This is a genomic window from Natronomonas sp. CBA1123, assembly GCF_009741925.1.
In the GTDB taxonomy this organism is placed as follows: domain Archaea; phylum Halobacteriota; class Halobacteria; order Halobacteriales; family Haloarculaceae; genus Natronomonas.
In genome coordinates, this window is sequence record NZ_WPCC01000008.1 from 1 (window position 1) to 13,648 (window position 13,648).

9 protein-coding genes and 2 pseudogenes are annotated in these 13,648 nt (G+C 64.4%); 5 read left to right on the forward strand and 6 right to left on the reverse strand.

The features are described from left to right. Positions 1-180: pseudogene (locus GJ631_RS05645) on the reverse strand (peptidase); the annotation flags it as partial. 105 nt (positions 181-285) lie between these two features. Here GJ631_RS05645 and GJ631_RS05650 point away from each other — a divergent pair. The 4 genes and pseudogenes from GJ631_RS05650 to GJ631_RS05665 all read left to right on the forward strand — a co-directional run bounded on the left by GJ631_RS05650 (position 286) and on the right by GJ631_RS05665 (position 4,763). Beyond that, positions 286-942 carry an O-methyltransferase gene (locus GJ631_RS05650; RefSeq protein WP_156708215.1) on the forward strand — a complete coding sequence of 219 codons (657 nt, stop codon included), beginning with the start codon at positions 286-288 and terminating at the stop codon, positions 940-942. 90 nt (positions 943-1,032) lie between these two features. Next, on the forward strand, positions 1,033-2,682 hold the full coding sequence (locus GJ631_RS05655; RefSeq protein ID WP_156708216.1) for a long-chain fatty acid--CoA ligase: 1,650 nt from the start codon (positions 1,033-1,035) through the stop codon (positions 2,680-2,682). An 88-nt stretch (positions 2,683-2,770) separates the two neighbouring features. After that, positions 2,771-3,926: pseudogene (locus GJ631_RS05660) on the forward strand (acyl-CoA dehydrogenase family protein). 45 nt (positions 3,927-3,971) lie between these two features. After that, positions 3,972-4,763, forward strand: coding sequence for an N-acyl homoserine lactonase family protein (locus GJ631_RS05665; RefSeq protein WP_156708218.1), 792 nt, complete (start codon positions 3,972-3,974; stop codon positions 4,761-4,763). Here GJ631_RS05665 and GJ631_RS05670 read toward each other — a convergent pair. The 5 genes from GJ631_RS05670 to GJ631_RS05690 all read right to left on the reverse strand — a co-directional run bounded on the left by GJ631_RS05670 (position 4,760) and on the right by GJ631_RS05690 (position 11,533). Beyond that, positions 4,760-5,305, reverse strand: coding sequence for a hypothetical protein (locus GJ631_RS05670; RefSeq protein WP_156708219.1), 546 nt, complete (start codon positions 5,303-5,305; stop codon positions 4,760-4,762). The two genes, GJ631_RS05665 and GJ631_RS05670, sit on opposite strands and share 4 nt — an antisense overlap. Before the next feature lie 63 nt (positions 5,306-5,368). Continuing rightward, the gene (locus GJ631_RS05675) at positions 5,369-7,834 is read right to left on the reverse strand and encodes an RND family transporter (RefSeq protein ID WP_156708220.1); all 2,466 of its coding nucleotides are present in this window, start codon (positions 7,832-7,834) and stop codon (positions 5,369-5,371) included. Further along, positions 7,835-9,808, reverse strand: a complete 1,974-nt coding sequence (locus GJ631_RS05680; protein WP_197424854.1) for a COG1361 S-layer family protein — start codon at positions 9,806-9,808, stop codon at positions 7,835-7,837. A 276-nt stretch (positions 9,809-10,084) separates the two neighbouring features. After that, positions 10,085-10,741: a TetR/AcrR family transcriptional regulator gene (locus tag GJ631_RS05685; RefSeq protein ID WP_156708222.1), complete on the reverse strand. Its 657-nt coding sequence runs from the start codon at positions 10,739-10,741 to the stop codon at positions 10,085-10,087. A gap of 69 nt (positions 10,742-10,810) precedes the next feature. Then, positions 10,811-11,533 carry a DICT sensory domain-containing protein gene (locus GJ631_RS05690; protein WP_156708223.1) on the reverse strand — a complete coding sequence of 241 codons (723 nt, stop codon included), beginning with the start codon at positions 11,531-11,533 and terminating at the stop codon, positions 10,811-10,813. Positions 11,534-11,758: 225 nt separating this feature from the next. Here GJ631_RS05690 and GJ631_RS05695 point away from each other — a divergent pair, with 225 nt between their 5' ends. Further along, positions 11,759-13,648 (forward strand): 2-oxoacid:acceptor oxidoreductase subunit alpha, encoded by a 1,890-nt coding sequence (locus GJ631_RS05695; RefSeq protein WP_156708224.1) that lies wholly within the window; start codon positions 11,759-11,761, stop codon positions 13,646-13,648.

The window sequence follows — 13,648 nt, forward strand, 5'->3', positions numbered from 1 at the left end:
GGGGTTGTGTTCGTCCAGCAATGCGGCCATCTCGGCTGCGGCGTCGGCGAAGACGACGGGCAGCACCTCGCCGACGACCTCGTGGCCGGCGACGCGGCGGCCGTCGAAGGTCCCCGCGAGGGTTGCACTCGGGTTGGTGTCGTGGTCGCCGAACGGTTCGTAACCGGTGAAGAGGTACATATCGGTGAGACGCCGGCCCGCTTTGTAAACACCGTCGTCGAGGCGGGCCACAGCCGCGTGGGGGGTGCCCGCACGCTTTTCGTCTCTCCGGACGACGACGCGGGTATGACCGTTTCCGACGATGTCGAGACGTTCGCCGCGACTGTCGGCCCAGAACCGGACGACGTACTGCGAGCGATGGACGACCGCGCCGAGGAGACTGGCTTTCCGACCGTCGGCCCCGCCGTCGGCGGCTGGCTCCAGCAACTCGCCGGCCTCGTCGACGCCGAGCGTGTCTTCGAGTTCGGGTCGGGGTACGGTTACTCCGCCTACTGGTTCGCGCGAGCGCTTCCCGACGACGGCGAAATCGTCCTTACCGAAATCGACGTTGACGAACTCGACGACGCACGCGAGAACCTCGCGGCGGGCGGCTTCGAGGACATCGCCCGCTTCGAGTTGGGTGATGCCATCGACATCGTCGACGACTACGGGGGCCCCTTCGATTTGGTCCTCATCGACAACGAGAAGGACCGCTACGTCGAGGCCTTCGAAGCCGTCCGCTCGAAGGTGCCGGTCGGCGGCGTCGTCGTCGCCGACAACATGACCGCCGGTCCCTTCGACTTCGAGGAGATACACCGCCTCGTCGTCGAGGGGGGCGAGTCGGACAACGACATGGCGACCGGGGTCGCGGCCTACCTCGAACACGTCGGTTCGGACGACGCCTTCGAGACGACGCTGCTGCCGCTCGGGGAGGGGTTGGCTGTGACGCGCCGCGTCGCGTGAACCTCAATCGACACCTCTCGTCTGTTTTTGCCGGTATTGCTATGATTCCACGTGGCAAGAACCAAGTCACGGTCGTTCGTACTGACGGCTATGCCAGGAGGCACTGACCAGACGCTTCGACCCTTCCTGTGGCGTGCGGCGAACCTGTATCCGGACAAGGAAATCGTCTCACGGACACACGAAGGCATCGAGCGGTACACGTACAGCGAATACGACGACCGAACGGCGCAACTCGCCAACGCCCTCGAGGCTCACGGCATCGAGGAGGGCGACCGCGTAGCGACGTTCTGTTGGAACCACCACCGGCACTTCGAGACGTACTTCGCGGTGCCGACCATCGGCGCCCAACTACACACCATCAATCCGCTGTTGCCCGACGAGCACATCCAGTACATCGTCGACAACGCCGACGACCAGCTCATCTTCGTCGACGACTCGCTGGCGCCGAAACTGGCGCAAGCGGCCGCCGACGCCCCCGAGTTCGAGGGCGTCGACTTCGTCGTGATGTCCTCGACCGAGACGGAGACGCTCGATGCGACTCCCTACGAGGAGTTCGTCGAGGGTCACTCCACGGAGTACGACTGGCCAATCCTCGACGAGGACCAGCCCGCCGGCATGTGTTACACCTCGGGGACGACGGGCAACCCGAAGGGCGTCGAGTACACCCACAAGATGTTGTGGAGCCACACGATGGCGACGCTGACGCCGCAGGGCATCCCGATGGCCGACGAGGACGTGGTGATGCCCGTCGTGCCGATGTTCCACGTCAACGCGTGGGGGATGCCGTTTACGGCGACGGCGGCCGGCGCGAAGCACGTCTATCCCGGCCCGTCGCCGGACCCCGAGGACATCGTCCACCTCATTGAGGAGGAGGGCGTCACGATTTCGGCGGGCGTTCCTACTGTCTGGCTCGGCCTGATGGACTACGCCGAGGACAACGACGTGGACCTCTCGACGCTGGATACGGTCATCGTCGGCGGCTCCGCGGCACCGGAGTCGATGATTCGGTGGTTCGACGACCGCGACGTGGAACTGCTCCACGCGTGGGGGATGACCGAGATGTCGCCGCTGGGGTCGGTCTCCCAGCTGAAGGGCGGCCTGCAGGACGCCGACTACGAAACCCAACTGAAACACCGCAAGAAACAGGGGCTGACGGTCCCCGGCATCGAGTTCAAGGTCATCGACGAGAACGACGAGGAAATCGCCTGGGACGGCGAGGAGTTCGGCGAACTGTGGGTCCGCGGTCCGTGGGTCACCAAGGAGTACTTCATGCGGCCGGAGGCCAACGAGGAGGACTTCGAGGACGGCTGGCTGAAGACCGGTGACGTGGTCACCGTCGACGAGGAGGGCTACATCCAAATCGTCGACCGCGCGAAAGACGTCATCAAATCCGGCGGGGAGTGGATTTCCTCCGTCGAGTTGGAGAACGCCATCATGGCCCACGACGACGTGGCCGAAGCCGCCGTCGTCGGCGTCCCCCACGAGAAGTGGCAGGAGCGACCGGTCGCCTTCGTCGTCGCCGGCGAGGATGCCGACACGGACACCCTCGACGAGGAAATTATGGACCTCCTGCGTGAGGACTATCCCAAGTGGTGGCTCCCGGACGCCATCGAGTACATCGACGAGGTGCCGAAAACCGCCACGGGCAAGTTCTCGAAGAAGGACATCCGCGAGGAGTACACCGATGGGTCGATTGTCGAGGGGAGCGTCCCCGAGGAAGCCGCCCCGGACGACGACTAATTGCGGAAACTCTTTCCTCATCCTTCTTTCCGACAGGCAATAGCCGGCGCTCTATATTTAACGCTGGAAACCGTACTATGTAGGTAGAATGGAACTGTTAGACGAAGCGGTCGTTCCGGAGCACGCCCGAGCGGTCAAACAGGAGGCCCGGGAGTTCGCCGCCGAGTACATCGAGCCGAACGCGGCCGACTACTACGAGACGGGTGAGTACCCCTGGGAGGTACTCGAGGCCGGGATGGACGCCGGCCTCGTCGCACAGGACATCGGCGAGGAGTACGGCGGCCGGGGCTTCGACGTCCACGAGATTCTCGCCATCGCCGAGGAGTTCTACCGCGCTGACGCCGGTATCGCCCTGACGCTGCAGTTGGCGAGTTTCGGGACGAAAATCACCGAGGAGTACGGCACCGAAGAACAAAAGGAACAGTACCTTCGGCCCGTCGCCGAGAACGACTGGATTTCGGGGCTTGCGGTGTCGGAACCCGAAACCGGCTCCGACCTCGCCGGTATGGAGACCACCGCCGAGAAGGACGGCGACGAGTGGGTGCTGAACGGCGAGAAGTACTGGGTCGGCAACGGCGTCGAAGCTGACTGGGTAACGGTGTACGCCAGGACCGGCGATGACCCCGACGACCCCTACAGCAACTTCTCGCTGTTCATCGTCCCCACCGACACCGACGGCTACGACGCCGAACACATTCCCGAGAAGATGGGGTTCCGTGCCTCCAAACAGGCCCACATCGAATTCAACGACGCACGTATCCCCGAGGAGAACGTCATCGGCGCCGAGGGCACGGGCTTCTACATGCTCGCGGAGTTCTTCAACTACGGCCGCGTCGTCGTCGGGGGCCACGGCCTCGGCTTGGCCGCGGCGGCCATCGAAGAGACCGCCGACTTCGTCCACGGCCGGAAAGCCTTCGACCGCAACGTCAGCGAGTTCCAGAAGGTCCAACACATCCTCGCGGACATGCTGACGGAGTTCAACGCTGCCCGGACGCTCAACTGGCAGGCCGCCGACCGCGTTGCCGAGAAGGACAACGCCGGCCTGTGGGCCGCACAGGCGAAGGTCAAATCCACCGAGACGGCGAACATGTGTGCCGAACGCGGGATGCAGCTCCACGGCGGCCGCTCGGTGTTGGTCGAGAACCGCATCTCCCGAGTGTACCGCGACGTTCGGATTCCCGTCATCTACGAGGGCGCAAACGAGATTCAGCGCAAATCTCATCTACGGACAGGCCCAGTGGTAAGAGTCTCGCGGCAAGGCTCTTTGATGCGGCGCCCTTAATGGGCGTATGGACATTCACGTCCTCGACCGTGGCCGCATCCACGCCGATTTGAACTTCGCGCTGGACGGCGAAGTCGCCGCAGTACACAGCGACCAAAATCCCGACCTCCAGTACACCGAGTTCGCCGTCTGGAACCTCGTCGTCGACCACCCCGAGGCGACGATTCTGTGGGACACCGGTTCCCACCCCGAGGCGGCCGACGGCTACTGGCCCGCCCCGCTGTATGAGGCCTTCGCCCACCCCGACGCCGCCGACCGCGACCTCGAAACTGCCCTCTCGGATGTCGGGTACTCCGTCGAGGACATCGACTGTGTGATTCAGTCACACCTGCATCTCGACCACGCCGGCGGCCTGTATCACTTCGATGGAACGGACGTGCCAATCTACGTCCACCGCCGGGAGCTCGAACACGCTTACCTCTCCGCAAAATCGACGGCTGGCGGCAACGCCTACCTCGCCTCCGATTTCGACCACGAGTTGAACTGGCAAGTCGTCGACCAGCCCCGATACCAACTCTTCGATGGTGTCGAGTTACTGCACCTGCCGGGACACACCCCCGGACTGCTCGGCGCGCTGTTCGAACGCGAAAGCCGGGAGAACGTCCTCGTCGCCGGTGACGAGGCGTTCCTCGCGCCCAACTACGAGGAGGGTCGGTCGATGGGTGCCAGTCTGCTGTACGATTCCCGCGCCTACGAGGAGAGCCGCGAGTTCCTGAAGGACCTCGAACGCCGCTACGACGCCCGCGTCATCTACGGTCACGACCCCGACCAGTTCGAGCGGATTCGCGACGGGCTCTAGCGCGGCTGCCAGCCCTCGGGGGCGTCCGGTGCGTCGACTCGGGCGCGCTCGCCGTCGGCATCGAGTTCGATGCGGCCGTCGAACAACTGTTCGAACGTTCGGACGGTCTGTTCGTGGTGGGCGTCGGGCGTCATCGCGAACACGCCGAGGCCGTCGTTGCGTCGGATGTGGGCCGTCAGCACGCTGAGAAACCGGAATACTGAGGCGTCCTCGGCGTAGTACAACAGCGTCGTCACCGAATCGATGAAGACGGCCGGGGACGACGAGCGCTTCAGGAACTCCGAGACGGGCATCGAAATCCCCGTCAGGTCACCCGGCGTGCTCACCTCGTCGCTGGTCGGCGTACAGGAGAGCACCGACGACAGCGACGCCGTCGCCTCGGTCGGCGTCGCGTCGTCGCCGTGTGTCGCCGAGACGAGCAGTGTCTCGCCGGCCCGGTCGGCGCCGACGGCGTTGCTGAACGCCGTCACGCCGCCCATGGGTGGCGCATACAGAATGTAGCTGTTGGCTTCGCCGGCGAGCCACTCGGAGATAGATGCCACGTGTTCTCTTCTACGAAGACGCCACGCAAAGTGTTTTCCGCACGTCGAAGTGCCGTCGTTTCTTCACAGCGAGGCGTCGTCGAATACCCGCGCCCAGATGACGAGCACCGACGGCAACACGAACAGCGAGGCGAGATACGAGTAGAACACCGACATCCCGGTGAGGATGCCGAACTGGCCGATGGCGGGGAAGATGGACAACACCAGCACGCCGATGCCGAACACCGTCGTGAGCATGCTTCCGGTCAGCGCCCCACCGGTGCCGCGGACGGTCTTCTCGAGTGCCTCGTAGACGCCGCGGTCGCGTTCCTCGTACTCGTCGGCGAAACGGTGGACGATGTGGACCGAGTAGTCGATGCCGAGGCCGATGGTAATCGCGAGGATGGTCGCGGTGAAGGCGTTGAACGACAGCCCGAAGAGCCGCATCGACCCGGCGACCATCGCGACGGTCACGACGATGGGGGCGATGTTCGCCAACCCCAGCGAGGCCCGCCCGAGTAACAGCCAGTAGATGAACACGAGGAAGACGGCGGTTCCACCCAATGCGACGGCGAGGCTCACGACTGCCGACTGGAGGATGATGTCGGAGACGGCCTGGAAGACGACGGTGTTGCCGGTCGCCGTCGCATCGAAACGCTGGCGGTCCGCGATGGCTCGGGCGTCGTCCGTAATCTCCTGTTGGGTAGCATCGGATTCCACCGAGTAGACGATTCGGGCACTTCGGCGGTCTTCGGTCATGTACTGGGCGGCCTGTCCGCTCGCCGGGGAGTCGTACAGGTAGTCGTACACGTCGCCGAGGTTTCGGTCGGGAATCCCGTCGTCGTCGATGTCGTTGCGGTCGACGAGGCGCCGGAACTCGGGGTCGCGCTCGGCGTGGCTATCGATGACGGTGATGATGCTCGTCTCGGAGGCGTACCGGCCGTCCCGGACGAAGGCATCGGGTGGGTCCTCGCCGGCACGACGCATCGATTCCAACGCCGCTGGCTGTTCCATCGGCCCCTCGACGTACACCGTCACCGTGTCGGTCTGCCCGGATTCGAAGTTCTCCTCCAGGAAGTTAATCGTCGCAGTCACCGTGTACTCTCCGGGAGCGAGGGGTTCGGGCACGTAGTCGTAGTACCCCGGCGAATCCTCCGGCGGGAGGAAGTCCTCGTCCTCGAAGGTAGTGTCGATGCCGGTCGCGTAGCCGGCGGCCACACCGCTGACGAGCAACAGCGCGACGAAGAAGGCAATCGGTGCGATTCGGGCGATTTTGACGCCGATGGTCTGGAAGCCGCCGAGTATCGAGCCCTCCGAACCGAGGGGCGTGGTGGCGAACGTCGGAATCGGGTACCGCTCTCGAGCGTGGTCGAGTTTTACCTTCGCCGCCGGCAGGAATATCCCGAACACCAGGAAGGTGAACACGATGCCGACGGCGGCGACGATGCCGAACTCCCGTATCGGTGGGAGGTCGCTCGTGAGGTTCGCGAGGAAGCCGATGACGGTCGTCCCCGTCACGATGAAGAAGGCGACCAACACCTGGTCGGTCGTCGTCGACATCGACTCGACGATGCCGAACCCCTTGACCTGCTCTTCCCGATAGCGGTTCACCGCGTGGATGCCGAAGTCGATACCGACCGCCAACAGCAGCGGTGGCACCGAAATCAGTATCTGGCTGAACGGAATGCCGACCAGCCCCATGAACCCGAACGTCCAAATCAGGGCGATGAGCAGCGAGACCACGCCCAACAGCAGGTCGGCGAGGTCGCGGTAGGCGACGAACAGGAACAGCGTGATGAGCAACACCGCCGCCGGGATGACGAGCGCGAGGGTGTCGCCGATGACGGCGCCGAACTCCGCAGCGGTGATACCGGTACCGAAGACGGTGATGTCGCTGCCGACCGAGTTCGCGATAGTTCGCGCCTCCTGTTGGATGGGCGTCAACGGACTGGAGCCACCCTGTCCCGCGCTGCTGGAGAGCCCCGACGGGATGTCGTGGCTTACGACGCCGATAGTCGCCGACGCCGATGCCGACTGGCGATTGTAGTCGTTCGACAACAGCCCGGAGAAACGGGGGTTCGTCTCGTCTGCCTGCCGTATCGCCTGCTGTATCTCGGTGGCGGTTGCCGCCTCGAGGGCCTGCTGTTGTTGTTCGGGGGTCGTCGCTTGGGGGTCGAGTTGCTGGGCGACGATGCTGGCGGCCGAAGACGTACTCGAGACGCGCAACCCCGGCCGGTCGGCCATCTGCTCTTGGACCTCCAACATCCGGAGCATCGCGTCCCGCGAGAGGACGTTCTCGCTGTCCTGTATCAGTTGGGTGCTGCCGCTGTCGGCGCCGAACGCCGGCGAGAACTTCTGGTTGACCTCGTCGAGCGCTTCCTGTGCCGGCGTGCTTTCGGCGAACTGCTGGGTGCCAGCGCTCGTCGAGACGCCACCGAGACCGACCACGAACAGCCCCGTGACCAGCAGGAACGCGAGGATGACCGTCCCCGGCCGTTCGGTGATGTAGTGGTCGAGCCGGTCGATGTACGGCTGGTAGTCGACCGCCATCTATCGCCGCCGACGGAGCCGCAGTGCCAGCGGTGCAAGCGGGACGAGCAACAGCGGGGCGAACCCGACTGCGCTCGCGGGTGCGACCGACCCGAACAGCCCGCCGCCCGACTCCTGGACCGAGACCGGTACGCGATAGCTCTCCGAGAGCCGCGTCTCACCGGCGGCATCGACGTACTGGAAGTCGACGGAGACCGGGTAATCCTTCTGCATCGCCGACCCGGACGCCGACACGCGGAACGGCACCTCGACCGTCTCGCCGGGTTCGAGTTCGGCGATGTACGCCTCGTCGTCGCTCGTCGACAGCGGCGAGGAGGCGAACAGTTTCGCCGACACGTCGGTGACGGTTTCGTTTCGCTGGTTCGTCACTGCGAGGACGATACGGCTCTCTTCGCCCGCCGAGACGTTCGTGTTCCGGGCCTCGACGCCGAAGACGTCGCGGCGCGGCTCGACCGACTGGCGGAACTGAATCGGGTCGGCCTGCCGTTCGTCGTCGTCGAGGGTCTCGTAGTTCGTCCGCAGCGAGAACTGCCGCGGTCCCGCGCGGGCCGCGCTCGCGACCTCCACGTCGAAGGAAACGTCGACGGATTCGCCCGAATCGAGGTCGCCCAACGCGACCTGGGGTTCGAGCACTTCGACGTTCTGGTTCGGCGGGTCCAGCGTCACGACGACGTTTTCGACCGCGTTGGGACCCACGTTGGTGAACGTCCCGCGGAGCGTCCCGTCCTGTGAGACCCGGAGCGAGGAGTCGACGTTCTCGAAGGTGAACGTCTGGTCGTCGTCGGGGACGACACCGACGGTGTTACGCTGGGTCGCACCGGTCGTCTCGTCGGTGTCGTAGCCGATGGCCATATCGACGGCGTACCCCCGGGTGCGTGCGTTCTCGGCGAACTGCCCGCCGACGGTCACAGTGCGCTGTTCGCCCGGTTCGATGCTACCGATGTAGGCGCTGGCCGAGTTGCTCGCGGCGCCGAACGTGAGCCCGGCCTCCCGGGAAGTGAGGTCGACGGTTACGTCCTCGAGTGACTCCTCACCGGTGTGTTCGAGCGTGATGCCGATTTCGCCTTGCTCGCCGGGACCGGCCGTCGAATCGACTTCGGCGACGGCGAGGACGCCGCCGGTGTCGGGGGTGACACCGACCGTCGAACGACTCGTGAACGGCACGTCGTTGTCGTCGGTGTACTCGACCGACAGCGATGCCGGTAACGCCCGGATGCCGGCGCCGTCGGTGACGCTCCCTGACAGCGTGACGGTTCGGTTCTCGCCGGGTTCCCAGCGGTCGACGTAGGCCTCACTCGACCCCGTGGCGCCCAACTGGAGGTCGCCGGTGAGCGATTCGAGGCTGACGACCGCGTCGTTGGCCGCTGCCTCGCCGGCGTTCGTCAGTTCGAGTTCGACGGCCCCGGTGTCGCCCGGGGCGGGGGCGCTGATATCGCGGACCTCGAAATCGGCTTCTTCGTCGACGACGACCTTGACGGAGCGTTGGACGATTTCGGTTTCGTCGCGCTGTGAGTTCTGTCCCCGCTCGCCGATGAATGGCGTGTACTCGTAGCTGACCTCTATCGGAATCCGATAGGTGCCGGGGTCGGCATTCTCGTCGACGGATAACTGGATGCCGACTGGGATGGCGTTGCCGTCGGGGAGATTACCGACTGCCGTTTCGGCGCTTCGGACGGTAATCGGCCCTTCACTCTCCGGGTTGACAGTCACGCCGCGGGCGGTCGTAACGCGACGTTCGGCATCGACATTCCCCTGTGAACTACCGTGGGTGACTTCTCCACGGTTGATGACGCTCACTTGGAGTTGCGTCGTCTCTCCAGCGGAGAGGCGATTGTCTCCTGCTGTGAGAGAAATGTTGGGTTCGCCGGTGACGTTTGCGGCCGCAGGGGCGGCGAAAATCGGTGCGAAAACCGAGGTGAAAAGGGCAATCGAGAGGGCGACGGCAGCAATGCGAGACGCTTCCGGTGAGGACATACGCTCATAAAGCCCCGCCGTCCACTTAGTTACCCGTCCATCGGCAGAACGGCCCCTGTCAGATAAAGACGCCTTCCGTCTCCGATTGGACCGCTCGTCCGCCGAATCGTCGGCCTCCGGCGCTTGCCGACTTCGGTTATCGTCCGCTCCGCGACGGATTCCACTCATAAACTACCTACCGTTCGGTAGGTAAATATGGGTTCTGGTTCCGGTCGACTGTCACCACCGCGGGTCCGGTTCGGTACCTCGGACCGTTCCGGAGACGCGCTCCGCCGACTATGCGGTCGGTTCGGCCTCGTCGTCGGTTACGAGACGACCGTCGATGTACGCGTCCAGTTCCGTGCGGGCTGCTTCGAGTGCTCCTTCGTCGCTGGTCGCTGCACGGAAGATGACGCCCTCGATGTTGTACAGAAGATACTCGGCGACTCCGTGGCTGTCGACCGGTCGGAAGACACCCTCCTCGATACCGCGGTCTACCAGGCCGGCCAGTTGGGTTTCGATGCGGCGTTCGCTCTCGGTGAAGTGGCGTCGGTACTCCTCGTCGTGTGCCGCCTGGGCTCGAAGTTCGACGTACGCTCGGGCGAAGTCGGGCGTCATGAACGTGGCCTCCTCGTCGCCGGCAGCATCGGAGACGTTCAGGAAAAACGAATCGAGGGCGGTCCGGAGGTCCTGCTCGGCGTCGCCGTGTTCGCCCAAGGGGAACACGTCGACCAGCCGTTCCGTCAGGAAGTCGAGAAACGCCTTCAGCAGGTCGTCTTTCCCGTCGTAGTGGTAGTACAGCGACGCCTTCTCGATGCCGACCCGGTCGGCGACCCGTTGCATGGAGAGGCCGTCGTAGCCCCGTTCACAGAGGATTCCGTACGTCGCCTTCATTATCGACTGGCGGGTGTCTTCGGGGTCCGACGGGAATATTTCGACTGGTTCGTGGGGCATGGCTATCTACTGGCTGCCGTCTCGGGAACGGTCTGTTGGTTCGTCTCACCGAGTCCGCTGGGGGTTCATCTACTGCTCGACGAGGCCGTACGTCGATTCGAGGTGGTCGATAATCCAATCGACCGTGTCGGGGTCGTAGGTCCAGAAGCCGTAGAACGCACGCGGTTCCCGCTCCTCGGCGAGCAGCGCACACTTGTTGACGTCGACGCCGGCGCCGTCGTAGACGACGAACCAGGACTGCTCGATTTCGTCGGCGCGTTCGACGTGAATCGTGAGGTCGGTGTCGTGTTCCGGCACGTCGGTGTCCGGGGCACCGTAGGCGTGGACGTTGAGACTCCCTTTCTCGGCGAGTTGCTCGTAGATGTCCATCTGGTCTTCGAGGATGGAGAGCTGTTGGAACCCCGAGTGGAGCGTCCCCTTCCCGACGCGCCACGCGCGGTCCTCGATTTCCCGGGAGGCAGCGACCATCTGCTCGATGTCGTAGGACGTGAACATCGTCTCGTCGAGATGGTCGAGGATGGGGCGGTACGCCTCGCCGTCGAACCCCGGGTCGGTTTCGCTGTCGTCCGGGTCCAGAACCTCTCCGAGGTTCGCGGCCGTGACGAACGTGTCGTCCTCGGAGAGGACGACGAACGAGGTCGGCTTGCCGCTGGGCGTCCGCTCGGCTGACACCGAGAGGTTCCGGTCTCGGAACTGCTCCCGGAGCGAGGAAGCGGCGCTGTCGGGTGCGTTGTACACCGTGAGCCGCTTCTCGTGGTCCTCGACCCCCGTAATAAGCTCGCTGAGAGACATTCGCTCTAGGTTTACCACGCAATTCCCAGTAATAAGCCTGTGGTCGCGTCGTCACGGACGGTCACGCTCGGCCACCTCGAGTGTCACGTCCCGACCAAAACCCAACCACTCCGGCGGTGTTTAAACACCTTTATCATTATTAATCCATGCTAATACGTAGCAAACGCTTTAGTCCGCGGCCGACCAACCCACGGTAAGGCGCCCGACGTGGGCGCAGTGATAGATATGACACAGGAACTCGTCTGGCGAATCGCGGGAGGTTCCGGCGACGGAATCGACTCGACGAGCCAGAACTTCGCGAAGGCGCTGATGCGGTCGGGACTGGACGTATTCACCCATCGACACTACCCGTCGCGCATCCGCGGCGGCCACACGTACGTCGAAATCCGTGCCGGTCCCGAACCGGTACGCTCCCGCGGGGACGGCTACAACTTCCTGTTGGCGCTGGGAGACTCCTTCGCCCGCAACCCACAGGAAGACGCCTACTACGGCAACGAGGAGGTGAAACCGCTCGCCGAAAACCTCGATGAACTGCGGGAAGGCGGCGTCATCGTCTACGACGAAGGGCTCGTCGACATCGACGACGTACCCGACTTCGAGCAACGCGTCGAGGAGAACGGCTGGCACGTCTACCCGATGGACCTCCGGGCCATCGCACGGGAACACGGTCGGGAAGTGATGCGGAACACCGCCGGCGTCGGTGCGACGGCGGCGCTCCTCGAGTACGACATGGAGCACATCCAGGGGCTCATGGAAGACCGGATGAGTGGCGACGTACTCGAGGCGAACCTCGACATCCTTCAGATGGTGTACGACGAAGTCGAGGAGATGGAGTTCTCCCACGACCTCCGGATGCCAACGGGGAGCCACGACGAAGAGCAGGTGTTGCTCTCCGGGTCCAACGCCATCGCCTACGGCGCAATCGACGAGGGCTGTCGGTTCATCGCCGGCTACCCGATGACGCCGTGGACGGAGGTGTTCACACTGATGACCCAACACCTCCCCGAAATCGGCGGCATCTCCGAGCAGGTCGAAGACGAAATCGCCGCCGCGGCGCTGGCGCTCGGCGCCTCCCACGCCGGCGTGAAGGCCATGTCCGGCTCCTCGGGCGGCGGCTTCGCCCTGATGTCGGAACCGCTCGGCCTCGCCGAGATGACCGAAACGCCCGTCGTGTTGGTCGAGGCGATGCGGGCCGGCCCCTCGACGGGGATGCCGACGAAACCCGAACAGGCCGACCTCGAACACGTCCTCTACACGAGTCAGGGCGACTCCTGTCGGGTCGTCTTCGCGCCCGGCAACGTCGCCGAAGCCTACGACCAGACCCGTGCAGCCTTCCGAATCGCCTACGACTACCAACTGCCGGCTATCGTCCTCTACGACCAGAAACTCTCCGGGGAACTCCGGAACGTCGACGAGTCCTTCTTCGACCGGGAACCGAACCCCGACCTCGGGGCGACGCTCACCGAAGAGGAAATCGCCGAAGCCGCCCACCACGCATCCGGGAAGTTCCAGCGGTTCCAACACGACCCCGACAACGACAAGGGCGTCTCGCCCCGGTCGATACCGGGCCAGAAGGACGGCCGATTCCTCGCGACCGGTAACGAACACACTCCCGAGGGACACATCAGCGAAGACCCGAACAACCGGGTCGCACAACTCAGTCGACGGAGACGGAAACTCGAATCCATCCGCGAGGAACTCGACGCCGAGGAATCGAGCCATCAGACGTATCACGGCCCCGACGACGCCGACTACGGCATCGTCACCTTCGGCAGCCAGCAGGGGACCGTCCTCGAAGCCCTCGACCGGCTGACCGACGCCGGTCACGACGTGCGCGCGATGGGCGTCTCGGACATGATGCCGTTCCCGGACGCCGAGATGACCGAGTTCCTCGAGTCGGTCGAGCAGGCGATGGTCGTCGAGATGAACGGCTCCGCGCAGTTCCGCGGGCTGATACAGAAGGAGTTGGGGCGGTTCGGGCCGAAACTGAACAGTCTGCTGAAGTACAACGGTGACCCCTTCGAGCCACACGAGGTCGTCGAAGGGTTCGAAGCGATTATCGAGGGCGACGAACCCGCGCCGACGACGGAGTTCGTCCCCGCGGCAGGTGATTGA